This window comes from Thiobacter subterraneus, assembly GCF_055379455.1.
Genome location: NZ_AP042402.1, coordinates 15,972 through 40,310, shown reverse-complemented (window position 1 = coordinate 40,310; position 24,339 = coordinate 15,972). Strand labels below are relative to the sequence as shown.

Here is a 24,339-nt window from a genome sequence, read left to right as displayed (position 1 = left end):
CCGTGCCCCTGGACGCCACCGACCGCCGTCTCATCCAGGCGACCCAGGCGGGATTGCCCCTGGTGCCCCGTCCCTATCACGCCCTTGCAGCGCAGCTTGGTCTGCCCGCCGGGGAAGTGATGGCGCGTCTGCAGCGCATGCTGGATCTGGGCATCATCCGCCGTCTGGGCGCCATTCCCAACCACTACGCCCTCGGCTACCGGGCCAATGGCATGACGGTATGGGACGTGGCTGACGACGTGGTGGATGCCCTGGGTGAACAGGTGGGCGCGCTGGAATTCGTCAGCCACTGCTACCGGCGGCCGCGCCACCTGCCGCACTGGCCCTACAACCTGTTCGCCATGGTGCACGGTCGCAGCCGGGAGGAAGTGGAGACGAAGGCGCAGGCGATTCGCGCCCTGCTGGGCGCGGCCTGCCGGGATCACGACATCCTCTACAGCACACGCATCCTGAAAAAGACCGGGCTGCGTCTGGCGGGGTAGGAGGCGTCATGTTTCGCATCACCCAATACATGCAGGAACTGCTCCACCCCACCCCCATCGGGCCGCGGCGGAGGCCGCCGGGGCCGGTAGTGATCTGGAATCTGGTGCGCCGCTGCAATCTCACCTGCAGGCACTGCTACTCGATCTCCGCGGACAAGGATTTCCCGGGTGAGCTCACCACCGCAGAAGTCTTCGCGGTGATGGACGACCTCAAGGCCTTCGGCGTGCCGGTGCTGATCCTGTCCGGCGGCGAACCCCTGCTGCGGCCCGACCTTTTTACCATCGGCCGGCGCGCCAAGGCCCTGGGCTTCTACGTGGGCCTGTCCAGCAACGGCACCCTGATCGACTCCCACAACATCGACGAGCTGGCCCGGGTGGGTTTCGACTACGTGGGCATTTCCCTGGACGGCATGGAAGCCACCCATGACCGTTTCCGGCGCAAGACGGGCGCCTTCCAGGCTTCCCTGCGCGGTATCCGCCTGTGCCGGGAAGCCGGCATCAAGATGGGCCTGCGGTTCACCCTCACCCGCGACAACGAGGCTGATTTGCCCGCCCTGCTGCAGCTCATGGACGCAGAGGGCATCGACAAGTTCTATCTTTCCCACCTCAATTACGCGGGGCGCGGCAACAAGAACCGCGCCGACGATGCCGTGCACCAGAGCACGCGGCGGGTCATGGATCTGCTGTTCGACACCTGCTGGCAGCGTCTCGCCGCCGGCCGCGCCGTGGAATTCGTCACCGGCAACAACGACGCCGACGGGGTGTATCTGCTGTTCTGGGTGCGCAGGCATTTCCCGGAAATGGAGGCCCACCTGCGGGCGAAACTCGCCCAGTGGGGTGGCAACGCCAGCGGCGTGAACGTGGCCAACATCGACAATCTGGGCAACGTGCACCCGGACACCTTCTGGTGGGACTACACCCTGGGCAACGTGCGGGAACGGCCCTTTTCCGAGATCTGGCCGGACACGGGCGACCCGCTCATGGCCGGCCTGAAGCGCACGCCACGCCCGGTCAAGGGGCGCTGTGGTGCCTGCCGCTACCTGGACATCTGCGGCGGCAATACCCGGGTGCGCGCCTGGCAGCTCACCGGCGACCCCTGGCAGGAAGACCCGGCCTGTTACCTGACCGACGGCGAAATCGGCGTCACGGAATCCCACGAGCGGCTCACGGTGGCCCCCTACGTGCCGCTGCGACGCATGGTGCGCTCGTGAAAACCGCTGCCGGACGCCCCGGATTGCGGAGGAAAGATTTCATGCCGGCCTTGCCTGTGCGGCCCTTCGCATCCGTCGTATTCGATGCCTTGTTCTGGGCTGTGCTGATGGTGGTATTGCCCGCACGCGCCGCCGACCCCGCCACCCTCTACGCCCAGCATTGTGCGGCCTGCCACGGGGCCGACCGTCTTGGCGGCACAGGCCCCGCCCTGCTGCCGGAAAACCTCGAGCGGCTGCGCAGAAGCGAAGCGCTGCAGGTCATAGCCGGGGGCCGCATCGCCACCCAGATGCCAGGCTTCAGCGACAAGCTGGCCCAGGCCGATCTCCAATCCCTGGCCGATTTCATCTACACCCCGCCGCCGGTCGAGCCGCGCTGGGGGCTGGAGGAGATCAATGCCTCCCGCATCGAATACATCAAGGCGGGCAGCCTGCCGGACCGGCCGGTGTTCGATGCCGATCCCCTCAACCTGTTCGTCGTGGTGGAGACAGGAGATCACCATGCCACCCTGCTGGATGGCGACCGTTTCCGTCCCGTCCACCGCTTCGCCACACGCTTTGCGCTGCACGGTGGACCCAAGTTCAGCCCGGATGGACGTTACGTGTTCCTCGCCTCGCGCGACGGCTGGATCACGCGCTTCGACATCTGGAATCTCAAGATCACCCACGAAATCCGCGCGGGCATCAACACGCGCAATCTGGCGGTCTCCAGCGATGGCCGCTTCGTGGCGGTAGCCAACACCCTGCCCCACACGCTGGTCATCCTGCGCGCAGACGATCTCACACCCCTGAAGCTCATGCCGGTGGCGGACCTCGCGGGGCGCGGTTCACGGGTCTCCGCAGTGTATGACGCCGCACCCCGCAAAAGCTTCATCGCCGCCCTCAAGGATGTGAAGGAGCTGTGGGAAATCCCCTACGGCGAGGGACACGACCCGGTCTATCCCGGGCTGGTACACGACTACCGCATGGCCGAGGCGCTCGCCGACCGGGGGCCGTTCCCGGTGCGGCGCATCTTCCTGGACGACACCCTGGACGATTTCTATTTCGACGGCGACTACCGTCATGTCATGGGCACGTCGCGCCAGGGCGGCAAGGGCCAGGTCGTGAACCTGGACATCGGGCGCAAGATCGCCGATCTCGACCTGCCGGGCATGCCCCATCTCGGCTCCGGCATCACCTGGGAATATCAGGGACGCCCGGTCATGGCCAGCCCCAATCTCAGGACCGGCGAAGTGACGGTGATCGACATGAAGACCTGGCAGGTGATCCGCCGCATCCCCACGCCCGGACCCGGCTTCTTCCTGCGCAGCCACGAAAACACGCCCTATGCCTGGACCGACAGCTTCATGAGCGCGGCACGCGACACCCTCACCCTGATCGACAAGCGCACGCTCCAGGTGGTGGCGCAACTCACGCCTGCGCCCGGCAGGACGGCCGCCCACGTTGAATTCACCCGCGACGGCCGCTACGCCCTGGTCAGCATCTGGGAGATGGAGGGCGCGCTGGTGGTCTATGACGCCGACACCCTGCGCGAGGTGGCGCGGCTCCCGATGAGCAAGCCGTCGGGCAAGTACAACGTGTACAACAAAACCACGCGCTCGAGCGGCACCAGCCACTGAGCCATTGTCGTGGGGGCGCGGGCTTGACCCACGTCAAGGCAGCCGCCGCAACGCCTGACTAGATTGACACCGACGGGGCGCAAGCCTTCTGCATGGCGAAAGGAGAGACCCATGAGCGACAGCTTCACCAAGTCCACGGCGCGCAACATTTTCTGGGGTGCGGCGCTGTTTTCCTTTCTTTTGTTTCTGGGATTGACCTTCGACACCACGGCAGCCCTGCCCAAGCGGGACAACCGCGCCGCCCTCACGCCCGAGGTGGTGCGCGGCAAGCTCGTGTGGGAGAAGAACAACTGCATCGGCTGCCACACACTCCTGGGCGAGGGCGCCTACTTCGCGCCGGAGCTGGGCAATGTGTACAAGCGGCGCGGGCCGGAATTCATCAAGGCCTGGATCAAGGCGCAGCCCACGGGTGTCCCCGGGCGCCGGCAGATGCCCCAGTTCCATCTCACGGAACAGGAACTCGACGATCTGGTGGCCTTCCTGAAGTACACCTCCGAGATCAACACCGAGAACTGGCCGCCCAACATCGAAGGCTGAAGCCGGCACTCGTCACGCATCGCTTGGTTCGAGGAGATCATCATGCAATACCAGTCGCAAGCAGTCGCCAAACCCTACTTCGTCGCGGCGATCGGCCTTTTCGTGGGACAGATTCTGTTCGGCCTGATAATGGGCCTGCAATACGTGGTGGGTGACTTCCTGTTCCCGGAAATCCCGTTCAACGTGGCGCGCATGGTGCACACCAACCTGCTCATCGTCTGGCTGCTGTTCGGATTCATGGGCGCGGCCTACTACCTGGTGCCCGAGGAAGCGGAAACCGAGCTGCACAGCCCGAAGCTGGCGCTCATCATGTTCTGGGTCTTCCTCATCGCCGGCGCGCTGACCGTCCTGGGCTATCTGCTGGTGCCCTACGCCAGGTTGGCCGACCTGACGGGCAACGGCCTGCTGCCCACCATGGGCAGGGAATTCCTGGAACAGCCCACCATCACCAAGCTGGGCATCGTGGTGGTGGCCCTTGCCTTCCTCTACAACATCAGCATGACCGTGCTCAAGGGGCGCAAGACCTCCATCAGCCTGGTGCTGCTCACGGGGCTGTGGGGCCTGGCGATCTTCTTCCTGTTCTCCTTCTACAACCCGTCCAACCTGGTGCTGGACAAGTATTACTGGTGGTGGGTGGTGCACCTCTGGGTGGAAGGTGTGTGGGAACTGATCCTGGGCGCACTGCTCGCCTTCGTGCTGATCAAGGTCACGGGGGTGGATCGCGAGGTGATCGAGAAATGGCTGTACGTGATCATCGCCATGACCCTCATCACCGGGGTGGTGGGCACCGGCCATCACTATTATTGGATCGGCACGCCCGGCTACTGGCAATGGTGGGGTTCGGTGTTCTCCGCCCTGGAGCCCATCCCCTTCTTCATGATGACGGTGTTCGCCTTCAACATGGTGAACCGCCGCCGGCGCGAGCATCCCAACAAGGCCGCCACCCTGTGGGCACTGGGTACCGGCGTGATGGCCTTCCTCGGCGCCGGCGTGTGGGGATTCCTGCATACCCTCTCGCCGGTCAACTACTACACCCACGGCACCCAGATCACCGCGGCCCATGGGCACATGGCCTTCTACGGCGCCTACGTGATGGTGGTGCTCACCATCATTTCCTATGCCATGCCCCTGCTGCGCGGCCGCCAGGCAAACGCCAACAAGGCTCAGGTGATGGAAATGTGGGGATTCTGGCTGATGACCGTGTCCATGGTGTTCATCACCCTGTTCCTCACCGCCGCGGGCATCCTGCAGGTCTGGCTGCAGCGGGTGAGCGCGACTCCGCTGCCTTACATGCAGGCCCAGGATCAGGTCGCCCTGTTCTACTGGATGCGGGAATTCACGGGGCTGGTGTTTCTGGCGGGGCTGGTGGTTTACATCCTGAGCTTCTTCGTGCGTGGCGAAACCCGGGCCGCCGAAGCATGAAAGGCCACCCATGACTGCCGCCGCCCCCCTGCATGCCGTCCCGTCCCTGCCCTACTACCGGCCCCAGGGGCGGGAGGTGGAACTGTTCGAGCACGCCTTTCGCAACCGGCTGCCCCTGCTCATCAAGGGGCCCACGGGCTGCGGCAAGACGCGCTTCGTGGCCCACATGGCGGCGCGCCTCGGGCGGCCGCTCTACACCGTGGCCTGCCACGATGACCTCTCCGCCGCCGATCTGGTGGGGCGCCATCTGATCGGCGACGGCGGCACCTGGTGGCAGGACGGTCCTCTCACGCAGGCGGTGCGGGAAGGGGGCATCTGTTATCTCGACGAAGTGGTGGAAGCCCGCAAGGACACCACCGTGGTGCTGCATCCCCTGCTCGACGACCGCCGCATCCTGCCCATCGAGCGCCTGGGGGAGACCCTGCGGGCGCCGCCCGAGTTCATGCTGGTGGTGTCCTACAACCCGGGCTACCAGAACCTGCTCAAGAGCCTGAAGCCCAGCACCCGCCAGCGCTTCGTGTCGGTGAGCTTCGATTTCCCCCCACCCGAGGTGGAGCAGGAAATCATCGTCGCCGAGACCGGCGTGGATCCCCTGCTGGCGCGGCGCCTGGTGAACCTGGCCCAGTCCCTGCGCGCCCTCAAGGACCACGATCTGGAGGAAGCGGCAAGCACGCGTCTGCTGGTCTATGCCGCAAGCCTCATCCGCAGTGGTTTCCCGCCTGTGGAGGCGTGCCGTGCCGCCCTGGTGGAATCCCTCACCGACGACGAAACCACGGCCGCGGCGCTGATGGAGGTCGTCCTTGTCACCTTCGGCCCATGATGCGGCGCCGCCGGGGCAGTCCCTCGCCGTGGCAGCGGAGGTGCTGTATCTGGTCAATCTGCTCCTGCTGCCCGGGGTCGCCTTCCTGGGCCTGCTCCTTCTGTGGCGGCAGGCCTACCGCGACGCACCCCCTCTCGCCCGCTGTCACCTGCGACAGACGCTGGCGGGAAGCCTCTGGGCGGGCGGCCTCCTGATCGGCGCCAATCTCGCCATCGTCCTGCTGGGTGGCTACGACCAGCCGGCCACCTGGGTCGTGGCCATCCTCTATTTCACGATCTTCCACTCCAGCCTGGTGCTGCTGGGCGTGCTGGGACTGGCGCGCGCCATGGCGGGCCAGCCCTACCGCTATCCCCTCATAGGCAGACCCTGCGATGACGACTGAGCAGACACGCCTGCTGCTGCGCAGCGCCTTTTTCGCCCTGTTCGTGCTGGCCCCGCCCCTCGACCTGCTGCGCTTCGACCTCACCCAGGGTCACGCCATTTTCCTGGGCCAGCCCTGGGTGATCGGCATCGACCAGTTCGTGGCGGGCGAGATCGGCGCCGGCGAACTCGCCCTGCGGGTGCTGGGGCGCGTGTTCCTGCCGCTGCTTCTCGCGGCGGCCTTGCTGATGGGCGTGGCCTACCGCTGGGGCCGCGTGTATTGCGGCTGGCTGTGTCCCCATTTCTCCGTGGTGGAGACGATCAACGGCCTGATGCGCCGGACCCTTGGCAAGCACAGCCTGTGGGACCGCCAGCGCCTGCCCGAACGCCGGCCCGACGGCAGGCTGCGCCGGTGGAGTGCGTGGTGGTGGCCGGTGACCCTGGCGAGCGCTCTGGCCTTCGCCTTTCTCTGGGCGGTGGTCCTGCTCACCTACCTGCTGCCCCCCGCCACCGTTTATGTCAATTTGTGGCACGGCACCCTCACGGCCAACCAGGCCCGGTTCATCGGCGTGGCCACCCTGCTTCTCTTCATCGAATTCACCCTCGCCCGCCACCTGTTCTGCCGCTTCGGCTGCGCCGTGGGCCTGTTCCAAAGCCTGGCGTGGATGGCCAACCCGCGCGCCCTGGTGGTGGGCTTCGACCAGCGGCGGGCCCGCGCCTGCCAGGCATGCGACAGTGCCTGCGATCATGCCTGTCCCATGCGCCTGCATCCGCGCACAGTCAAGCGCGCCATGTTCGCCTGCACCCAATGCGGCCAGTGCATCCAGGCCTGCAGCCAGGTGCAACATCATGCGCCGGAAGGCAGCCTGCTGCGCTGGGTGGACGGCCCCTGCGCCCTGAGCAAGTCCGGACGAGCGACCGACACGCGGCCCCAGGCCCCTCAGAAATGTTTCGCCAGCAGGGACCCCACCGGAGCGCGCCTGGAGGGAGGACGCTGACATGGAAGAATGGGCCGGGAAATTGTGGGACCGGGGCCTGCGTGCCCTCGCGGCGCGGGAGCATGCCGCGGCAGCCGTGGCCGTGGAAGAGATCGCCCCCCTGGCAGGCATCCTGTTTCGCGCCCTGGGTGGCGAGCCGGGGCTTGCCGTCAGAACCGCGCCAGCCACGGGCCACGGTGCCCGGCGCAGTCTGCTGGCGCGTCTGGCGGGCGTGGGGGATCGCAGCGAGCTGGCCTGGCGCGATGGGGAAGCCCTCTGCCTGCCGCCACGCATCGCCCTTTTTTCCGACCGGAATCTGAACCGGGATCTCTATGTCTGGCTGATCGCCCTCGCCGCGGAAACGGCGGCGGAGTGGACGAGTCCCGATCAGTGGCTCGCGGAAAACCAGGAAGCCGCATGCCGCGTGTTCGCGCGTTATCCGGGACTCCTCCCCCGTTATCAGCGGCTGGTGGCGGCCCTCCTGCCCTTGCGCCCGCCATTGAACCGCCTGCCCGCCGACGAAGCGGCGCAGGAACAGGCCATCCAGGCGGCGCTGCGCCATCCCGGCAGTGTGGCACGTCTGCCGCCCGCGCGTCGGCCCTGGCAGCCGGTGCCCCTGTGGCTCCATCCCGCGCCGCCACGCCCGCCGGCCGCGGCCGCGCCGGCGGATGGGGGCGCCGCGGGGGCCGGCGGCGCCCGCCATGTGCACCAGGACCCGCGCCGCCGCCAGGGCGAACGGGTGTCCATGCCCCGCGGGAGGGATGGCTTCATGCTGTTTTTCCGTGCCGAGAGCATTCTCAGCTGGGCGGACTATCTGCGCGTACACCGTCCCACCGAGGACAGTGACGACCCCAACCCAGCCTGCGCGGACGATCTCGACCGGCTGGCGCTGGCGCGTGACGCGGAGACCACGGCCGCGCGTGTGCGCTTCGATCTCGATCTGCCGGCCAGCAGCCAGGATGACACGCCCATCGGTCCCGGCATCTGGCTGCCGGAGTGGGATTACCGCAGCCGCCGCCTGCTGCCGGCCCATTGTCGGGTGCAGCCCATGCTGGCCGAGACCGCCCCGCCCTGCGCCCTGCCCCCAACCCTGCGCCCCACGGCGCGGCGGGTGCGCCGCCAGTTCGAAGCCCTGCGGCCGGAACGGCTCTGGCTGCGCCATCAGGCGGACGGCACCGAGCTGGACCTGGACGCCGCCGTGAGGCATCTCACCGAGCGGCGCCTCGGCCGCGGCAGCGGCGAGCGGGGCCTCTACCGGGCGCTGCACCGCGGCCGGCGGGATCTCGCCTGTTTGCTGCTGGCCGATCTCTCCCTGTCCACCGATGCTTACGCCAGCAACACGGCGCGTGTGATCGACGTCATCCGCGACAGCCTGTTCCTGTTCGCGGAGGCCCTGTCCGCCAGCGGCGACCGTTTCGGTCTCTATGGCTTCTCTTCCCTGCGGCGTGACAACGTGCGCTTTCACCTGCTCAAGGATTTCGCCACCCCTTACGACGACGCCGCACGCGGCCGCATCGCCGCCCTCAAGCCCGGCTACTACACCCGCATGGGGGCGGCCCTGCGCCACGCCAGCCACATCCTGGCCGAGCAGCCCGCCAGCCGGCGCCTGCTCCTGCTGCTCACGGACGGCAAGCCCAACGACCTCGATCACTACGAGGGCCGCTACGGCATCGAGGACACCCGTCACGCCCTCGGCGAGGCCCGACGCGCCGGCATCACGCCCTTCTGTGTGACGGTGGATGCCACCGGCCCCGACTATCTCGACTACCTGTTCGGTCCCGGCCACGCCCTGGTCATCCGCCAGCCCGCGGAGCTGCCGCGGGCGCTGCCCCGTCTCTATGCCCGGCTCACGGCGTAGGCTGCATCTGAACAAACGGTAATCTTTGCGCGGCCTAAAGTTTCGTGCCACCGCGCCGATTCTGGCAGCGGGTCACAGCGCATTTCGGCTGTACCCGAGAACGGACATCTACCAAGGGCAAAGCCGTCGAAAGGCGGCGACGCAAAAGCACCGGCCTAAAGGACGCCCGTCCCATGGCAGCGGGCTCGCTGGGTGTCGCCCCGACGGGTTCGTGCCGACGTCCCCCGGTGCCTTCCTTGGCAGAGCGGTTCCCCAACCCACGACCCGGAGAAGCAGCATGGAAGGCGCCGATTCCCAAGAGCTCCTGAACGCCCTCGCAAGCTCCCGCGACGAACCCAGTGCGATGGAACGCCGCCTCTTGGAGCGCGGCATGCAGATCGCCCTCGGCACCCTCACGGGCGCGCTCAAGGCGATGCTGGAAAAGGCCGACGAGGAATTCTTCCAGCTGGCCCAGAAGTCCACCGAGCGCGCCATGGAGCAGCTTCATCTGGAGGCCATGAGCCTGGTGCGCACCCGCGCCGAGGAAATCGAAAAACGCTTCCGCGAGCATCTCCACGACGGCATGCAGGCCGCGCTGCTCCCCCACCGGCAGGCGAAGCGCCCCGCAGCGGACGAGCTGGAAATCGACCAGTTCAGCCTGGTGGACCCGGATGACCTGGAGGAATCCATCGCCACCCAGGAAATGGCGGCGAAGATGAAGCATGCCTGCACCGAGGAGCTCGCCGCCCTGGAAAAACGCGTGGGTCTGCTCGTCCACGACCCCGAATTCCGGCGCGTGAAGCACCCCTTTGATCCTGCGGTGCTGGCCGAGGCTTACATGGCCGCCTGCCGGGACACGGAAGCGCCCCTGAAAATCCGCCTCCTGCTGGTCACCATGTGGGACAAGCACATGCAGGACGCGGTCGCCTCCACCTATCGCGAGATCAACCAGTACCTGATCGAAAAAGGCGTGCTGCCCCGCATCCGGCGCGAAATCCGGCGGGGGGGCGCCCACAGCAGCGCCGAGATCGCCGCCCTCGCCGCCCAGGCGGCGGTGGAGGCGGTGGAGGCCGCGGCAGCGGACGGCGACGTGTTCGCCGCCATGCAGCAGTGGTTCGCCCGCGCGGCGCAGCGGGGCACCCTGCCCGTGACGGGAATGGGGGCGCCCACCGCGGTCCCAGCTGGCGCGGTGCCTGCCGCCATGCCGGCGGGCATGGCGGCAGCGATGATGGCCGTCCCGGGCGGTGGGTCGACCGGCGCTCCGGCGGCAGTAACCGGGGCCATGGCCGCGGGAGCGGGTGAAACGCCGGGAATGAATCCGGCGGCAGGCCCCGCGGCGGCCTGTTCCCCGCTGATCCTGACCCAGCTCACCCAGTTGCAGCATGGCCAGGGCGCCGAACGCATCCCGGTGCTGGCCCAGGCCGCCGCCGGCGCCCCGGTAGCGGTGCTGCGGGAAATCCGCGAGGCGCTGCCGGCAGACAGCCTCGGCCCGGCGTCTGCCATGACCATCGAGGTGGTGGCCATGGTGTTCGATTACATCTTCGACGACGCCCGTGTCCCGGATGCCGTGAAGGCCCTGATCGGCCGCCTGCAGATTCCCGTGCTCAAGGCGGCAATGCTCGACCCGGCCTTCTTCTCGCGCAAAACCCACCCCACCCGCCGCCTGCTCAATCTCATCGGCGAGGCCGCCGTCGGCTGGCAAGGCACGCTTGACCGCGAGGATCCCCTTTACCGTCACATCGAGGGCATGGTTCAGACCATCCTCGACCAGTTCGAGGACGATCTGGCCGTGTTCGAACAGGCCATGGCCGGTCTCCAGGCTTTCCTCGAGGAACAGGAGCGTCAGGCCGATGCCCTGGTGGCGGCCGCCACACCCCTGATCGTGGCGCGGGAGCAGCAGGAAATGGCGCTGGAAGAGGCGCGCGAGGCGGCGGAGGAAGCGGTCAGACGCCGCGCCCGGGACAGCGAGGTGCCCGAAGCCGTGCGCACCTTCCTGTGCGAGACCTGGACCGAGGTGCTGTGCCGCGCGCGCCTCGACAAGAGCGGGCAAGGCCCGGCCTGGGAGGAGGCGCTGGCCACCATGGACGACCTGGTCTGGAGCACCCGGCCCAAGCCCACGCGGGAGGACCGGGAGCGGCTCATCAAGATCCTGCCCGCCCTGCTCAAGCGGCTCAAGCAGGGCATGGAAGCCGTGAACACCGCGCAGGACGTGCGGGAACGTTTCCTGAGCCAGTTGGTGAAGTGCCATGCCAGCGCCGTGTCCGCCGGGTTTGGCCAGGAGACCTCCGCCTCACCTGCGCCGCCGCGGGAGACCGCCGTGGTATTACAGTTTCCCAAACCCCAGGCCACGCCGGTCAAGCTGGAAATCCTCACGCCTGCCGCCGAAGGGCAGGTGGAGGTGGAGGAAATCACCATCGGCGGCGTGGGCTGGGCGGACGATGAGGAACTGGCCAGCGACGCCCCCCGGTCGGCCGGCCAGGAGGCCGCCTGCGCGACCGAGCTGGACGAGGAAACCGCGCGGGAAGCGGTGGCCGCGCTGAAACCCGGGATGTGGGTGGAGTTCCGCCACACCGGCATGGAGCCCCTGCAGGCACGGCTCAAGTGGATCAGCCCCCTGCGCGGGGCCTATCTCTTCTGCGACCGTCAGGGCAAGCGGGGCGCCACCATGCCGCGGGAAAAGCTGGAAGCGGCCTTCCGCATCGGCACCGCCCGCCTGCTGGACGACGTGCCCCTGCTGGACCGGGCCGTGGACAACGTGATCGAGACCCTGAAACAGGCCGCCGCCTGATCAGCGGCGCGCCCAGTCCACCAGGGGCAGCCACTGCTCCAGCTCGCGCTCGCTCTGGGAACGCGGCAGGTCGAACAGGGTCTCCCCCAGGGCGGCCGCCTGCACATAGACCTGGGTGTCGCGCAGCCAGCCGACCACGGGCAGCTCGTATTTCTCGAAGAAATGCTGCAGGGTGGCCGCCGCACGCGTGCGGGGATCCACACGCATGCCCACCACTCCGATCGCCACCGCATGCTTGCGCACCGCCTTGTGTTCCTGCAGCGTCTGGAAAAATTCCGCCACCGCCCAGATGTCGAACAGCGACGGCGGCACCGGCACCAGCACCTTGTCCGCCGCCTTGAGGGCATTGGCCAGCGCCTTGCCGTGAATGCCCGCCGGGGCATCCAGGATCAGGAAATCCGTTGCGGGGGGTTTGGTTAGATCGCCGTCGCGGGCATCCCAGGGCTCGATGCGGGGCAGTTCCGGGGAGCGGATGGACAGCCAGTGCAGGCTGGACTGCTGGCGGTCCATGTCACCCAGGGTCACGCGGTCGCCGCGCCAGGCGAAGAAGCCCGCGAGATTGGTGGCGAGCGTGGTCTTGCCGCTGCCCCCCTTGGGATTGACGATCAGGATGCTTGGCATGGCGCCTCCCTTCAGGAAATCTCCCGCCGCTCCAGGACGGCCTGGGCCAGGGTGCCCGCGTCCGTGTATTCCAGCTCGCCGCCTACGGGTACGCCGCGGGCGATGCGGGTGACCTTGAGCCCCCGTCCCTTGAGCAGCTCGCCGATGTAATGGGCGGTGGCTTCCCCCTCCACCGTGAAATTGGTGGCGAGCAGCACCTCGCGCACCACGCCGTCCTCCACCCGCCTCAGCAGGCGCTCCAGGTGCAGTTCCTTGGGCCCCACGCCATCCAGGGGCGACAGCCGCCCCATGAGCACGAAATACATGCCCCGGTAGATCTGGGTTTGCTCCATCATCATCAGGTCCGCCGGCATTTCCACCACGCACAGGGTGCTCCCATCCCGGCTACTTGAGCTGCACAGACGACAGACTTCGTCCTCCGTGAAGCTGTTGCACAGGCGGCAATGGCGCAGCCGGGACAGGGCCGAAGCCAGGGCCTCGGACAGGCGTGCCGCCCCTTCCCGGTCGTACTGGAGCAGATGATAGGCCATGCGCTGGGCCGACTTGGGCCCCACCCCGGGCAGGCAGCGCAGGGCATCGATGAGCGCGTCGAGGCTGGAGGGACTGTTCAATTCCATTGACCCTCTAGGTTAGCCGAAGGGACCGGGGCCGCCCCCGATGGTCCTGACTGGGGGCGTCAAAACGGCAGCTTGAATCCGGCCGGCAGGCCCAGTCCGGCCGTGAGGGCGCCGAGCTTTTCCTGGCTGACGGCCTCGATCTTGCGCACCGCGTCGTTCACCGCGGCGGCGATGAGATCCTCCAGCATTTCCTTGTCGTCGGCGAGCAGGCTTGGGTCGATGGTCACGCGCTTCACGTCGTGCCGGCCGGTCATCACCACCTTCACCATGCCGGCCCCGGCCTGGCCCTCCACTTCCATGGCCGCGATCTGTTCCTGCATCTTTTTCATGTTTTCCTGCATCATCTGGGCCTGTTTCATCAGGTTGCCCAAGCCGCCTTTCATCATCGCTTTCTCCTATTGCTGAACCGGTTTGATGCTGGATTCGATCAGGCGCGCATCGAACTGTTCCAGAAGCTCCCGCACGAAGGGATCCCGTTCGATGGCCTCGACTGCCTGCGCCTGACGCGCCGCGCGCGCCTGCTGCTGCTGCTGGGCCGGGGTGGGGCCGGCCGGTGCGCCCAGTTCGATCACGAGTTTCACGGGCTGCCCGAAATGCGCCTCCAGCGCCTGGCGCAGTTTGTTCTGGTAGGGTTTCTCGGCGAGGTGCCGGTGCTCCGAGGGCACCACCAGCCGCATCACGCCCTGCTCGAAGGAGGCCAGTACACAATGCTCGGCCAGCATGCGGGCCATGCCGGACAGGCGCAGACGCCCCACCAGCGCGATCCAGTCGCCATCGAAGGCGGGCGCCCCAGCCGGCGCCGCCGAGGCCGGAGCGGCCGGCGGGGCACCTTCGGCAGGCGCCACGCTCACGGGCCGTTCAGTTTTTTTTTGAGCCGGGCCGGATCCGGCCGCGCGCGGCGCCGGCCCCGCCTCGGCAGGTGTCTCGGGCCGGAAGGCCAGCATGCGCAGCAGGGTCATGGTGAAGCCCGCGTACTCGTCGGGCGCCAGAGGGAGGTCGCGCCGTCCGAGCAGCACGATCTGGTAATGGAGCTGCACTTCCTCCGGCGACAGGGTCTGGGCGAGCTGCAGGATGCGTTCCCGCTCCGGCAGATCCTCCGCCAGGGCTTCCGGGGTGGTCTGGGCCAGCGCCACCTGGTGCAGCAGCACACCCAGGTCCTGCAGGGCCGCCTCGAAGGACAGGCTGCGCTCGGCCATGCGGTCGGCCGCTCCGATCAGGGCCGCGCCGTCGCCCCGCACCAGGGCGTCCAGCAGGTCGAACAGGTAGCCCTGATCCACCACTCCCAGCATGGCACGCACCTCGGCCTCCAGCACCCGGCCGCTGCCATGGGCGATGGCCTGGTCGGTCAGGCTCAGGGCATCCCGCATGGACCCGTGGGCGGCCCGCGCCAGCAGCCGCAACGCCGCCGCCTCGTACGAAATGCCCTCCTGTTGGAGCACCCGCTCCAGATGGCCCATGATGGCCGGCTGGGACATCTGCTTCAGGTTGAACTGCAGGCAGCGCGACAGCACCGTGATGGGTATCTTCTGGGGATCGGTGGTAGCGAGGATGAATTTCACGTGCTCCGGCGGTTCCTCCAGCGTCTTGAGCATGGAGTTGAATGCCGCCCGGGACAGCATGTGCACTTCGTCGATGAGATAGACCTTGAAGCGCCCCACCGTGGGCGCATACTGCGCGTTGTCCAGCACCTCGCGCATGTTGTCGATGCCGGTGTTGGAGGCGGCATCGAGCTCGATCATGTCCACGAAGCGGCCCTGGTCGATGGCAGTGCAGGCGGCACACACACCGCAGGGGGTGGAAGTAATGCCGGTCTCGCAGTTGAGGCACTTGGCGATGATGCGCCCCAGGGTGGTCTTGCCCACCCCGCGCGTGCCGGTGAAGAGGTAGGCGTGATGTAGGCGCTTTTGCTCGAGGGCGTTGGACAGGGCGCGCACCACGTGCTCCTGCCCCACCATTTCGGCGAAACTGCGGGGGCGCCATTTGCGCGCGAGGACCTGATAAGTCATGGCGGGATTTTACCCCAGATCATGCGCGGACCCGGCCGGGCTGGCCGCGCCCGCCCTCCGGCCGGCGCGACGGGGGAATGGGGGTGGCGAGCCTTGCCCCCGGCACTTGCAGTGAGCGGCTATGGCTGCTTCCTTCCGGACCTGACCAGGTTCACCGCCTTGCAATGCGGGGAGGCCCGCCATGTGAAGACTGGGCGCGCATCATCCCCCATCGGCGTCCGGAAATCAACCGGCACGAAGCGGACGCCCGGCCGGGCACGGTCACCGGAACGCGTTGGCGATGGCCTCGGTACCTCGGATGCGGTCCAGGTAACGGCCGCGATAGATCACCCGCCGCCGTTCGGGGCTGTCGTCGAAACCCGAGCGGTCGTGCAGCACGTTGTTGCAGATGAGCCCCATCCCGGGCTCGAGCCGCGCCCGCAGCACGAAAGGCGATTCCTCGGCCAGGATGGCCTCCAGAGCCGCCACCGCCGCGCGCACGTCGGCCCCCTCCCGCCACTGGATGCTGCGCGTGCGGGCCGTGTAGCGCATATGCAGCGCGCCGCTGTCCGGCAGCACGGAAAACACCGGACCCGTCTGGGCGGGGCGCGCCACGCCGGATTCATCCATGCGCGCGGGAATGGTCATCACGTCCGGCTCGCTCAGTACCCGCACGAAATCGGGATTGCGGTCGCGCAGCAGGATATAGGCGATCTCGTGGTCCAGCAGGCGGTTCTCGCCGCCGGCCTGCGCACTTTGCACGCAATGCAGGATCATGCCGCAGATGCGGCTTTCGGGGGGGTTGTAGTAGCCATCGGTATGCCAGCGGATGGCGCGGTTGGTATAGGGAATGTAGTCACCGCGCATGCCTTCCTGCTCCTCGGCCACGGTGAGGGTGCTGATGGCGTCCTCGTCCGCCAGGAGGTTGCGGTCCAGGCGCGTGAGCCCGAACTGCTGCCCGAGCCGGCGCGGCAGGGACTTGTCGGCCTCCACCCGGGGACTGGCATAGATGGCCATGTTGGCCCGCCGGCAGCGGTCGAGGATGGCCGCGTGCTCCGCCGGTGTGAGCGCCCGGGGGTCGCCCACCGTCACGACCAGCTCCTCCACGGAGCGGGGATAGGCCGCCAGCTTCGCTTCGCGCCAGGACCGGTAGGCCGCCTCGTCGTCGAGATCGAAGGGTCCTGCCATCACGCCGCCTTGGGGAAGAAGCCGTTGATGAGTTTCTTCACGGTTTCGATCGCCTCCGGCGCCTGGAACTCGATCACCTGGTCGATGATCCAGGTCTGGTCGTGGCTTTCCATGCGCTCGCGAATCATGTTGGCGAGATACCGCTTCACCGCGAAATTGGGTTCGTCCGCCGGGAAATCGAAAGTGGCGTAATCCGCCCCGCGGCGGTTGAGAAAGTCCAAAAACTCGGCCGCGTAATCCCGGGTGTGTTCTTCGTCCGGTGCCAGATCGCGGATGTTCTGGTCCACGTAGTCGGCAAGCCTGGCACCGGTGGCGCCGATCAGGCCCGCGCGCCGCTCCTCGTCCACCCGGCCGTAGAGCATGCGGTCGGCGATGTGCAGCATGAAGGCGCACATTTCGGCGATGATGCCGAAACCGCGCCCAAGATGGATGATGTCGTAATCGGCCTTGGAAATGTCGTCCACGGCCTTGGACGCCTGCTTCCACATGTTGAGGGCGAGCACGCTCGCCGTCTCGTCATTGGCGCGGCCGGCGTCCTTTTTGAACCAGGTGGTCTTGATGCGTATCGCCATCTTACTCTCCTGTCGCCACGGGTCGGGCGGGATCGGCGATCCACTCGCTCCAGGACCCGGGATAAAGCTTGGCGCCCCCAAGCCCCGCCACCTCCATGGCCAGCAGATCGTGGCAGGCGGTGACCCCGGAGCCGCACATGAGGATTACCTGATCCGGCCGCCGCCCCGCCAGCAGGGCTTCGTAGTGGGCCCGCAATTCCCCGGGCGGGAGAAAAGTGCCGCCCAGGTCCAGGTTATCGTCGAAGGGCACGTTCACCGCCCCCGGCACGTGACCCGCCACCGGGTCGATGGGCTCCATCTCGCCGGTGAAGCGCATCTCCGGCCGGGCATCCAGGATCAACCGCCCACCGGTGCGACTGGCCTCCAGCACGGCCCGGGCGTCCACCCGCATGTCCTCGCGCAGGCTGGGCACGAATACGGTGGGCCTCACCACCGGAACCTCGCTGGTCAGCGGCCTGTGCTCCCGCTGCCACTTGGGCAGGCCGCCGTCCAGCAGGGCCACTGCATCGTGGCCCATCCAGCGCAGCATCCACCACAGCCGTACCGCCATGGAACCGAAACTGTCGTCATAGACCACCACCTGCTTGTCGCGGTCTATGCCCCAGCGTCCCAGGGTCTGGGCGAACACCGCCGGGTCCGGCAGCGGATGGCGTCCGTTGCGTCCGTCCCTGGGGCCGGAGAGGTCCTCATCCAGGTGGGCATAACGTGCCCCCGGCAGATGCCCGGCGGCATAGGCCCGCCGCCCGGCCTCGGTGTCGCTCAAGGTGAAGCGGCAGTCCACGATCACCCAGGCGGGGTCGTTGAGGTGCTCGGCCAGCGCTTCGGTGCTGATCAGTGTCGTGTAGGTCATCCCTGTTCCATAAGGCAAAAAGGCCGGCTCGCGCCGGCCTTTCGCGCGTTGCCCAGGCGCTCAGTAACCACCCTTGCCGAATGGCTTGGGCAGGCCGGCAATGCGCACCGCCTGCCGCGCGGGCTGCATGGGGAAGAGCTCATAGAGCCGCTTCTTCCAGTCGATGCCCGGCTGCAGCTCATCCATTTCCTTGACCAGGTTGCGGAAATTGGGGGTATGGCCCTTCTCCCGGTACTCGTTGCGCAAATGCTCGATGACCATCCAGTGCTCGTCCGTGAGCTCGATGCCCTCCGCCGCGGCGATCACCTTGGCGGCTTCCTCGGTCATGATCGGCTCGAGCAGAAATTTTTCGTCATCGTACTCGTACTCGACGCCGTCGATCACATAGCCCATATATCAGCTCCTTCTGACACAGGTTTATCAATGCGCCGGCAGCCGCCGGCGCGTTTCCAATCCTTTCCGCCCTCAGGCAACGGGAGTGATGGACTTGTGCGGGATGAATATCCCGCAGCCCAGCTTGCGGTTGGTGCCCAGCCCCTGCTGCTGGATCAGGATGGCATGCTCGATGGGCAGGCCGTGCAGCATGAGGCTGTAACCGTATTCGACACCCCGCTCCGTGGTCAGGGCCTGGCGTCGGCCACAGATGAAGCGGGTATCGATTTTCAGTTCGTCCAGCAGGCGGATGATATCGTCGGCGAAGGCCTTCTCGTCGGCGCTGCCCGTGGTGACCAGGTGCGCGTAGAGCGGCGTGTGCAGGGTCAGCGGCCGCACCTTGCCTGGCCCGATCCGAAACGGCTCGCCGGCAAGCTCGAATTCGCGCCCGCTGAGCTCCAGTATGTCCTGCACCCGCTCCCGCGGCACCCGGATGACGAGCTTCGCCCGGCGGTTGAGCATGAGCCGCCCGCCCCCCACCTCGGCGCCCTGGATGGGATGGATGGCCAAAAGCTCTTCGTTGGCGATCCAGGGCGCAAGCTCGCGCAGGGCCCGGTAAAGGAGCAGACCGTGGTCCTGGGGCAGACCCTGCCCCTTCAGCTCGAACTGAACGTCGGTGACCGCGGCCTCGTCCACCGGTGGGGCGACGAAACCTTCATCTGCCAGCCAGCCTATTTTGTCTCTCCTTGGCTGCCCGCCCACTCCATCATGAGCCGGCCCCAGTGGGCCGCCGTCGGGGCGTCGATATCAAATACGGTGAAGCGTTTTCCCTCGCGGATGCGCAAACGCAGACTGGTATAGCCGGCCGCATGCACCACCTGCTGCAGCTCCACTTCCTGACGAAACGGCTGGCAGGTGAACTTGGCCAGGCTAGTGATCTGATCCGATTGCAAAATCCGCCACCTATGCTAGAGTTTCAGGTTTGGCGATAAGGTAATGGCTCCCTTGCGCCGAATCAAGGCAGCCGGCCGCTTTTGGCCCGCCTCTAGCCAATCGGGGGAAGGCCTCATACCCCTTTTGGGTAGGTCCAGGCTAACTACTCGGAATAGTAGCTCCCCGGAATCGCGGGGCATAAGATTTGGGCCACGAAGTGCGGGTCCGGCCTCCGGCCCCGCCGGGTTCCCAAGCAAAGCGGCTCCTGCTTGGACGGTTTGGGCGAGTCGCGCAGTGTCCTTGGGTTGTCAGTTCAACGCTTGAGAAGTGGAGAAAACGCCATGGCAAAACAAATGATCGAAACGCCTTTGCTCGACCAACTGGAAAGTGGCCCCTGGCCCAGCTTCGTGACGGGCCTCAAGCGCCTTGCGAAGGAAAAGGACATGATGGTTGACCTGCTGGGTCAGCTGGAAACCTCCTATCGCACCCGCAAAGGCTACTGGAAGGGTGGCACGGTGGGCGTGTTCGGCTACGGCGGCGGCGTGATCCCGCGCTTCACCGAACTGAAGGACGAGAACGACCAGCCCCTGTTCCCGGACGCAGCCGAGTTCCATACCCTGCGCGTGCAGCCGCCTGCGGGCATGCACTACACCTCCGACCTGCTGCGTTGGATGTGCGATGTGTGGGACAAGTACGGTTCCGGCCTGATCGCCTTCCACGGCCAGTCCGGCGACATCATGTTCCAGGGCATCAAGACCGAGAACGTGCAGGCCGCGTTCGACGAGCTGAACGAGCATGGCTTTGACCTCGGTGGTGCCGGCCCGGCCCTGCGCACCTCCATGTCCTGCGTGGGCGCCGCCCGCTGCGAGATGTCCTGCTATGACGAGGCCCGCGCCCTGCGCACCGTCATCAACAACAACCTGGACGACATGCACCGTCCGGCCCTGCCCTACAAGTTCAAGTTCAAGTTCTCCGGCTGCCCCAATGACTGCGTGAACGCCATCCAGCGTTCCGACATGGCCACCATCGGCACCTGGCGCGACAACATCCAGGTGAACGAAGGCCTGGTGCAGGAGTGGGTGGCGAAGCACGGCAAGACCGAGCTGGTCAACCAGGTCATTAACATGTGCCCGACCAAGGCCATCCGCCTGGTGCCGAAGGATCAGGTCGCCAAGGGCGACGGCTACTCCGTGGCCGCGGTCGATGCCCAGGACTGCATGGAAATCGACAACCACAACTGCGTGCGCTGCATGCACTGCCTGAACGTCATCCCCGGTGGCCTGCTGCCCGGCAAGGACAAGGGCGTGACCATCCTGGTGGGTGGCAAGGGCGTGCTGAAGATCGGCGCCACCATGGGCACCGTGATCATCCCGTTCATGAAGCTCGAATCCGACGAGGACTTCGAGAAACTGAACGAGCTGGCGCGCAACATCCTCGACTTCTTCGCCGAAAACGCGCTGGAACACGAGCGCACCGGCGAGATGATCGACCGCATCGGTCTGGTGAACTTCCTCGAGGGCATCGGCCTCGATGTGGATCCCAACATGATCCTCGAGCCGCGCTCCAACCCCTACGTGCGGACCGACGGCTGGGACGAAGAAGTCGCCAAGTGGAACGAGCGCAAGGCTGCCGCCAAGGCCGGCTGAGCGGAATGGTATGAGCGCCCACCCGCGAGGGTGGGCCTGCAACCCCAGGCATAACCAAGAGAGGAAACCTTATGGCAGAACTTCGCCAACCGATCGAATCCGGGGCGCCGGATCCCAAACCGTACATGCACCCGGTGATGGTCAAGAACTACGGGAAGTGGGTGTTCCACTCCCATCCCCGGCCCGGTGTGCTCTATCACCGCGCCGAAAGCGGCGACGAGATCTGGACCGTCAAGGCCGGCACCCAGCGCCAGATGGACACCTACACCATCCGCAAGCTGGCCGAGATTGCCGACAAATACGGTGACGGCTACGTGCGCTTCACTGCCCGTTCCAACATCGAGTACATGGTGGCCGACGAGAAAAAGGTCGAGCCTCTGATCAAGGCGCTGACCGAGGCCGGTTTCCCCGTGGGTGGTACCGCCAACTCCGTCTCCATGGTGGCCCACACCCAGGGCTGGCTGCACTGCGACATCCCGGGCACCGACGCTTCCGGCGTGGTGAAGGCGCTGATGGACGAGCTTTACGAAGACTTCGTGAAGTGCGAAATGCCCAACCGCGTGAAGCTGTCCACCTCCTGCTGCGAAATCAACTGCGGCGGCCAGGCTGACATCGCCGTCATCGTGCAGCACACCAAGCCGCCCAAGATCAATCACGACCTGGTGGCCAATGTGTGCGAGCGTCCGGCCGTCGTGGCGCGCTGTCCGGTGGCAGCCATTCGTCCTGCCCTGGTGAACGGCAAGCCCTCCCTGGAAGTGGACGAGAAGAAATGCATCTGCTGCGGCGCCTGCTATCCCCCCTGCCCGCCGATGCAGATCAATGACCCCGAGCACTCCAAGATCGCGATCTGGGTGGGCGGCAAGAACTCCAACGCCCGTTCCCGTCCGACCTTCCACAAGCTGGTGGCAGCGGGCCTGCCCAACAACGCGCCGCGCTGGCCGGAAGTGTCGGCCGTCGTGAAGAAGATTCTCGCGGTCTACAAGGCGGATGCCCGTCCCTGGGAGCGTATGCGCGACTGGATCGACCGCATCGGCTGGCCGCGCTTCTTCGAGAAGACCGGGCTGCCCTTCACCAAGTATCACATCGATGACTGGAAGGGCCACCGCGTCACGTTCAACGCTTCGGCGCACATCCGCTTCTAAAGCGTAGTGGTATCCCCCGGCCCTCCACCGAGGGCGGGGGTGATGCCATTAAAAAACACTACAAATATCAGGGGTTTTGGATGAAATTTGGCATTCTGGTGAATGAGGGTCTTTACCAGCACCAGGCAAGCGATACCGCTTATCAGTTTGCCAAGGCTGCGATCGAGAAAGGCCATCAAGTGCCCCGGGTGTTCTTCTATCACGACGGGGTGTACAACTCCAGCCGCCTGACCGAGCCGCCGCAGGACGACCGTCACATCGTCAACCGCTGGCAGAAGCTCGCGAAGGAGCACAACATCGACCTGGTGGTGTGCGTGGCAGCCGCGCTGCGTCGCGGCATCAAGGACGAGAACCTGGCAGAAGGTTTCCGCATCTCCGGTCTCGGCCAGCTGGTTGAAGTCGGCATCCAGGCCGACCGTCTCGTGGTGTTTGGCGACTGATGGGGGAAGACATGACCGAAGCAACGGGTGGTATCGACTTCGAAGACGAAGCCTCCGGCGTCGTCAAGAAGTTCATGTTCGTCAACCGCAAGGCCCCCTACGGCACGATCTACGCGCTGGAAGGCCTGGAAGTGGTGCTCATCAGCGCCGCCTTCGATCAGGACGTGAGCCTGGTTTTCCTGGACGATGGTGTGTACCAGATCGTCAAGGGCCAGCACACCAAGGCCATCGATGTGAAGAACTTCTCCCCCACCTACCGGGCGCTGGAAGGCTACGACATCGAAAAACTCTATGTGATGAAGGAGTCCCTGGAAGAACGCGGCCTGACCGTGGACGACCTGCTGGTGGACGTGGAAGTGCTCGACGCGGCCGGCATGGCCAAGCTGATGGCCGAGCAGGACGTCGTGCTGAGCTTCTGACGGGAGAAACCGAATGCTGCACATCGTGAACAAATCCCCGTTCGAGAACCGGACGCTGGAGAACTGCCTGCGGGTCATCATGCACGAGGATGGGGCGGCCCTGCTGCTCATCGAAGACGGCGTGTATGCGGCCACCAAGGGCAACATTGCGGAGAATTCGCTGAAAGCCGCCATGGGCAAGATCAAGGTCTATGCCCTGTGGCCGGACCTGGAAGCGCGTGGCATGCAAGACCGCGTGATCGACGGCATCAAGCTGGTGGATTACGGCGGTTTTGTGGATTTGGTGGCGGAGCATCCCAACAACCAGTCCTGGTTGTAATGCTTCATATTTTTCAAGTAAGGAGATCCAAATGAGCTTCGAAATCAACGGCAAAGTGTACGAAACCGACGAGGAAGGCTACCTGGTCAACCTGGCCGACTGGAACGAGGAAGTGGCCAAGCACCTGGCCGCCGAGGAGAAGGTCGAGCTGACCGACGCCCACTGGGAGGTGATCAACTTCCTGCGTGAGTACTACAACGACTACCAAATCGCTCCGGCCATCCGCGTGCTGACCAAGGCCATCGGCAAGAAGCTCGGGCCCGAGAAAGGCAACAGCAAGTATCTGTACGAGCTGTTCCCCTACGGCCCGGCCAAGCAGGCGTGCAAGATCGCCGGTCTGCCCAAGCCGACCGGCTGCATCTAAGGTGCGTTGATCCGGCAGCCGCACGGCCAGCAGGCCGCGTGGCTCGCCGGAAACCTCCGATTTGGTTCCGAGGCTGGTGATGACAACAACGACGGTATTTTTTGCGGCCCTTTTTTACGTGGCAACTGCCATTCTGGTGCTGGGTCTGGCACGCAAGATCTATCAATACGCCAAAACGCCCGCCCCTCTCAAGATTCCCACCACGCCGGCACCCACTACCAAGGCCGGGGTGGTCATGCGCATAGTGCGCGAAGTGGTCCTGTTCGAGAGCCTGTTCAAATCGAACAAGTGGATCTGGATTTTCGGCTGGCTGTTCCATGTGGGTCTGGCCGTCGTGCTGTTCCGCCACCTGCGCTATTTCCAGTATCCCGTTTGGGACATCGTCTCTTTCGAGCTGGTCCAGGCAGCCGGCAAATATGCCTCCTTCGCCATGGTGGCCGGCCTGATCGGTCTGTGGGCGCGCCGCTTCCTGGTGGACCGTGTGCGCTACATCACCACCCTGTCCGATCATCTGATCCTGCTGCTTCTGATCGGCATCGGCCTCACCGGCATGGGCATGACCTTTGTCTCCCACACGGACGTCGTCGGCCTCAAGGTGTTCATGCTTGGGCTGATGCGCTTCGAGATCAACCCCCTGCCGGAAGACCCGCTGCTGATGGCTCATCTGGCCCTGGTCGCCACACTGATGATCATCTTCCCCATCAGCAAGCTGCTTCATGCGCCGGGCGTATTCTTCAGCCCCAGCCGCAACCAGGTGGACGATCCGCGCGAACACCGTCACCTGGCGCCCTGGGCGGCCGAACTGGAAAAATGACGAGACA

At 66.0% G+C, this 24,339-nt stretch carries 27 protein-coding genes, 1 other RNA gene and 1 riboswitch; of the genes, 17 read left to right on the top strand and 11 right to left on the bottom strand.

Annotated features, from left to right (window positions below):
- Positions 1-2: 2 nt before the first annotated feature.
- From ahbB to ACZ42P_RS00165, 10 genes are all read left to right on the top strand, one after another.
- Positions 3-482, top strand: coding sequence for a siroheme decarboxylase subunit beta (gene ahbB / locus ACZ42P_RS00210; RefSeq protein ID WP_464899342.1), 480 nt, complete (start codon positions 3-5; stop codon positions 480-482).
- A gap of 8 nt (positions 483-490) precedes the next feature.
- Complete coding sequence (gene nirJ / locus ACZ42P_RS00205) at positions 491-1,693, top strand: heme d1 biosynthesis radical SAM protein NirJ (RefSeq protein WP_464898107.1); 1,203 nt, start codon at positions 491-493, stop codon at positions 1,691-1,693.
- A 41-nt stretch (positions 1,694-1,734) separates the two neighbouring features.
- Positions 1,735-3,309, top strand: a complete 1,575-nt coding sequence (locus ACZ42P_RS00200) for a cytochrome D1 domain-containing protein (protein WP_464898106.1) — start codon at positions 1,735-1,737, stop codon at positions 3,307-3,309.
- Between the two features lie 111 nt (positions 3,310-3,420).
- Complete coding sequence (locus ACZ42P_RS00195) at positions 3,421-3,846, top strand: c-type cytochrome (RefSeq protein ID WP_464898105.1); 426 nt, start codon at positions 3,421-3,423, stop codon at positions 3,844-3,846.
- Positions 3,847-3,888: 42 nt separating this feature from the next.
- The gene (locus ACZ42P_RS00190; protein WP_464898104.1) at positions 3,889-5,268 is read left to right on the top strand and encodes a cbb3-type cytochrome c oxidase subunit I; all 1,380 of its coding nucleotides are present in this window, start codon (positions 3,889-3,891) and stop codon (positions 5,266-5,268) included.
- A 10-nt stretch (positions 5,269-5,278) separates the two neighbouring features.
- On the top strand, positions 5,279-6,088 hold the full coding sequence (locus ACZ42P_RS00185) for an AAA family ATPase (protein ID WP_464898103.1): 810 nt from the start codon (positions 5,279-5,281) through the stop codon (positions 6,086-6,088).
- Entirely contained in the window at positions 6,069-6,470 is a 402-nt protein-coding gene (locus ACZ42P_RS00180) for a magnetosome magnetite crystal formation protein family (RefSeq protein ID WP_464898102.1), read from the top strand. The genes ACZ42P_RS00185 and ACZ42P_RS00180 overlap by 20 nt, the downstream gene beginning before the upstream one ends.
- The gene (locus tag ACZ42P_RS00175; protein ID WP_464898101.1) at positions 6,460-7,446 is read left to right on the top strand and encodes a 4Fe-4S binding protein; all 987 of its coding nucleotides are present in this window, start codon (positions 6,460-6,462) and stop codon (positions 7,444-7,446) included. Before ACZ42P_RS00180 ends, ACZ42P_RS00175 begins: the two co-directional genes overlap by 11 nt.
- A gap of 1 nt (position 7,447) precedes the next feature.
- Positions 7,448-9,283, top strand: coding sequence for a nitric oxide reductase activation protein NorD (locus tag ACZ42P_RS00170; RefSeq protein WP_464898100.1), 1,836 nt, complete (start codon positions 7,448-7,450; stop codon positions 9,281-9,283).
- A gap of 106 nt (positions 9,284-9,389) precedes the next feature.
- Positions 9,390-9,476: riboswitch (cyclic di-GMP riboswitch) on the top strand.
- 84 nt (positions 9,477-9,560) lie between these two features.
- Positions 9,561-12,050 (top strand): DUF1631 domain-containing protein, encoded by a 2,490-nt coding sequence (locus ACZ42P_RS00165; protein ID WP_464898099.1) that lies wholly within the window; start codon positions 9,561-9,563, stop codon positions 12,048-12,050.
- Here ACZ42P_RS00165 and ACZ42P_RS00160 read toward each other — a convergent pair whose 3' ends face one another.
- The 11 genes from ACZ42P_RS00160 to ACZ42P_RS00110 form a co-directional block, all read right to left on the bottom strand.
- Positions 12,051-12,671: a nucleotide-binding protein gene (locus ACZ42P_RS00160; protein ID WP_464898098.1), complete on the bottom strand. Its 621-nt coding sequence runs from the start codon at positions 12,669-12,671 to the stop codon at positions 12,051-12,053.
- An 11-nt stretch (positions 12,672-12,682) separates the two neighbouring features.
- Positions 12,683-13,288 carry a recombination mediator RecR gene (recR, locus tag ACZ42P_RS00155; protein WP_464898097.1) on the bottom strand — a complete coding sequence of 202 codons (606 nt, stop codon included), beginning with the start codon at positions 13,286-13,288 and terminating at the stop codon, positions 12,683-12,685.
- Between the two features lie 59 nt (positions 13,289-13,347).
- The gene (locus ACZ42P_RS00150) at positions 13,348-13,674 is read right to left on the bottom strand and encodes a YbaB/EbfC family nucleoid-associated protein (RefSeq protein WP_464898096.1); all 327 of its coding nucleotides are present in this window, start codon (positions 13,672-13,674) and stop codon (positions 13,348-13,350) included.
- 9 nt (positions 13,675-13,683) lie between these two features.
- Positions 13,684-15,294: a DNA polymerase III subunit gamma/tau gene (dnaX, locus tag ACZ42P_RS00145; RefSeq protein ID WP_464898095.1), complete on the bottom strand. Its 1,611-nt coding sequence runs from the start codon at positions 15,292-15,294 to the stop codon at positions 13,684-13,686.
- Positions 15,295-15,376: 82 nt separating this feature from the next.
- An RNA gene (gene ffs / locus ACZ42P_RS00140) (signal recognition particle sRNA small type) lies at positions 15,377-15,475 on the bottom strand.
- An 80-nt stretch (positions 15,476-15,555) separates the two neighbouring features.
- Positions 15,556-16,461, bottom strand: coding sequence for a TauD/TfdA family dioxygenase (locus ACZ42P_RS00135; RefSeq protein WP_464898094.1), 906 nt, complete (start codon positions 16,459-16,461; stop codon positions 15,556-15,558).
- Entirely contained in the window at positions 16,461-17,033 is a 573-nt protein-coding gene (locus ACZ42P_RS00130; RefSeq protein WP_464898093.1) for a hypothetical protein, read from the bottom strand. The genes ACZ42P_RS00135 and ACZ42P_RS00130 overlap by 1 nt, the downstream gene beginning before the upstream one ends.
- A gap of 1 nt (position 17,034) precedes the next feature.
- Positions 17,035-17,883: a sulfurtransferase gene (locus ACZ42P_RS00125; RefSeq protein ID WP_464898092.1), complete on the bottom strand. Its 849-nt coding sequence runs from the start codon at positions 17,881-17,883 to the stop codon at positions 17,035-17,037.
- A gap of 60 nt (positions 17,884-17,943) precedes the next feature.
- Positions 17,944-18,276 carry a TusE/DsrC/DsvC family sulfur relay protein gene (locus ACZ42P_RS00120; RefSeq protein ID WP_464898091.1) on the bottom strand — a complete coding sequence of 111 codons (333 nt, stop codon included), beginning with the start codon at positions 18,274-18,276 and terminating at the stop codon, positions 17,944-17,946.
- Between the two features lie 72 nt (positions 18,277-18,348).
- The gene (gene cas6, locus ACZ42P_RS00115) at positions 18,349-18,951 is read right to left on the bottom strand and encodes a type I-MYXAN CRISPR-associated protein Cas6/Cmx6 (protein WP_464898090.1); all 603 of its coding nucleotides are present in this window, start codon (positions 18,949-18,951) and stop codon (positions 18,349-18,351) included.
- A 35-nt stretch (positions 18,952-18,986) separates the two neighbouring features.
- On the bottom strand, positions 18,987-19,208 hold the full coding sequence (locus tag ACZ42P_RS00110) for a DUF6967 family protein (RefSeq protein ID WP_464898089.1): 222 nt from the start codon (positions 19,206-19,208) through the stop codon (positions 18,987-18,989).
- A gap of 321 nt (positions 19,209-19,529) precedes the next feature.
- Between ACZ42P_RS00110 and dsrA the strand changes: the two genes are divergently transcribed.
- From dsrA to ACZ42P_RS00075, 7 genes are all read left to right on the top strand, one after another.
- A complete protein-coding gene (gene dsrA / locus ACZ42P_RS00105) occupies positions 19,530-20,834 on the top strand; it encodes a dissimilatory-type sulfite reductase subunit alpha (RefSeq protein WP_464898088.1) in 1,305 nt (434 codons plus the stop codon).
- Between the two features lie 71 nt (positions 20,835-20,905).
- The gene (dsrB, locus tag ACZ42P_RS00100; protein WP_464898087.1) at positions 20,906-21,976 is read left to right on the top strand and encodes a dissimilatory-type sulfite reductase subunit beta; all 1,071 of its coding nucleotides are present in this window, start codon (positions 20,906-20,908) and stop codon (positions 21,974-21,976) included.
- Between the two features lie 80 nt (positions 21,977-22,056).
- The gene (tusD, locus tag ACZ42P_RS00095; protein ID WP_464898086.1) at positions 22,057-22,416 is read left to right on the top strand and encodes a sulfurtransferase complex subunit TusD; all 360 of its coding nucleotides are present in this window, start codon (positions 22,057-22,059) and stop codon (positions 22,414-22,416) included.
- Positions 22,417-22,427: 11 nt separating this feature from the next.
- Positions 22,428-22,835 carry a sulfurtransferase complex subunit TusC gene (gene tusC, locus ACZ42P_RS00090; protein ID WP_464898085.1) on the top strand — a complete coding sequence of 136 codons (408 nt, stop codon included), beginning with the start codon at positions 22,428-22,430 and terminating at the stop codon, positions 22,833-22,835.
- Positions 22,836-22,848: 13 nt separating this feature from the next.
- Positions 22,849-23,154, top strand: a complete 306-nt coding sequence (gene tusB, locus ACZ42P_RS00085) for a sulfurtransferase complex subunit TusB (protein WP_464898084.1) — start codon at positions 22,849-22,851, stop codon at positions 23,152-23,154.
- Positions 23,155-23,185: 31 nt separating this feature from the next.
- Positions 23,186-23,518: a TusE/DsrC/DsvC family sulfur relay protein gene (locus ACZ42P_RS00080; RefSeq protein ID WP_347308749.1), complete on the top strand. Its 333-nt coding sequence runs from the start codon at positions 23,186-23,188 to the stop codon at positions 23,516-23,518.
- Positions 23,519-23,636: 118 nt separating this feature from the next.
- Positions 23,637-24,332 carry a respiratory nitrate reductase subunit gamma gene (locus tag ACZ42P_RS00075; RefSeq protein WP_464898083.1) on the top strand — a complete coding sequence of 232 codons (696 nt, stop codon included), beginning with the start codon at positions 23,637-23,639 and terminating at the stop codon, positions 24,330-24,332.
- Positions 24,333-24,339: the final 7 nt, after the last annotated feature.

Coding starts and splice junctions, on each gene's coding strand:
- ACZ42P_RS00170 (WP_464898100.1), top strand. CDS start 7,448: ATGGAAGAATGGGCCGGGAAATTGTGGGACCGGGGCCTGCGTGCCCTC.
- dsrA (WP_464898088.1), top strand. CDS start 19,530: ATGGCAAAACAAATGATCGAAACGCCTTTGCTCGACCAACTGGAAAGT.
- ACZ42P_RS00135 (WP_464898094.1), bottom strand. CDS start 16,461: ATGGCAGGACCCTTCGATCTCGACGACGAGGCGGCCTACCGGTCCTGG.
- ACZ42P_RS00120 (WP_464898091.1), bottom strand. CDS start 18,276: ATGGGCTATGTGATCGACGGCGTCGAGTACGAGTACGATGACGAAAAA.
- ACZ42P_RS00080 (WP_347308749.1), top strand. CDS start 23,186: ATGAGCTTCGAAATCAACGGCAAAGTGTACGAAACCGACGAGGAAGGC.
- ACZ42P_RS00130 (WP_464898093.1), bottom strand. CDS start 17,033: ATGGCGATACGCATCAAGACCACCTGGTTCAAAAAGGACGCCGGCCGC.
- tusB (WP_464898084.1), top strand. CDS start 22,849: ATGCTGCACATCGTGAACAAATCCCCGTTCGAGAACCGGACGCTGGAG.
- recR (WP_464898097.1), bottom strand. CDS start 13,288: ATGGAATTGAACAGTCCCTCCAGCCTCGACGCGCTCATCGATGCCCTG.
- ACZ42P_RS00200 (WP_464898106.1), top strand. CDS start 1,735: ATGCCGGCCTTGCCTGTGCGGCCCTTCGCATCCGTCGTATTCGATGCC.
- tusD (WP_464898086.1), top strand. CDS start 22,057: ATGAAATTTGGCATTCTGGTGAATGAGGGTCTTTACCAGCACCAGGCA.
- tusC (WP_464898085.1), top strand. CDS start 22,428: ATGACCGAAGCAACGGGTGGTATCGACTTCGAAGACGAAGCCTCCGGC.
- ACZ42P_RS00150 (WP_464898096.1), bottom strand. CDS start 13,674: ATGATGAAAGGCGGCTTGGGCAACCTGATGAAACAGGCCCAGATGATG.
- nirJ (WP_464898107.1), top strand. CDS start 491: ATGTTTCGCATCACCCAATACATGCAGGAACTGCTCCACCCCACCCCC.
- ACZ42P_RS00175 (WP_464898101.1), top strand. CDS start 6,460: ATGACGACTGAGCAGACACGCCTGCTGCTGCGCAGCGCCTTTTTCGCC.
- dsrB (WP_464898087.1), top strand. CDS start 20,906: ATGGCAGAACTTCGCCAACCGATCGAATCCGGGGCGCCGGATCCCAAA.
- ACZ42P_RS00195 (WP_464898105.1), top strand. CDS start 3,421: ATGAGCGACAGCTTCACCAAGTCCACGGCGCGCAACATTTTCTGGGGT.
- ACZ42P_RS00165 (WP_464898099.1), top strand. CDS start 9,561: ATGGAAGGCGCCGATTCCCAAGAGCTCCTGAACGCCCTCGCAAGCTCC.
- ACZ42P_RS00160 (WP_464898098.1), bottom strand. CDS start 12,671: ATGCCAAGCATCCTGATCGTCAATCCCAAGGGGGGCAGCGGCAAGACC.
- ACZ42P_RS00185 (WP_464898103.1), top strand. CDS start 5,279: ATGACTGCCGCCGCCCCCCTGCATGCCGTCCCGTCCCTGCCCTACTAC.
- dnaX (WP_464898095.1), bottom strand. CDS start 15,294: ATGACTTATCAGGTCCTCGCGCGCAAATGGCGCCCCCGCAGTTTCGCC.
- ACZ42P_RS00125 (WP_464898092.1), bottom strand. CDS start 17,883: ATGACCTACACGACACTGATCAGCACCGAAGCGCTGGCCGAGCACCTC.
- ACZ42P_RS00190 (WP_464898104.1), top strand. CDS start 3,889: ATGCAATACCAGTCGCAAGCAGTCGCCAAACCCTACTTCGTCGCGGCG.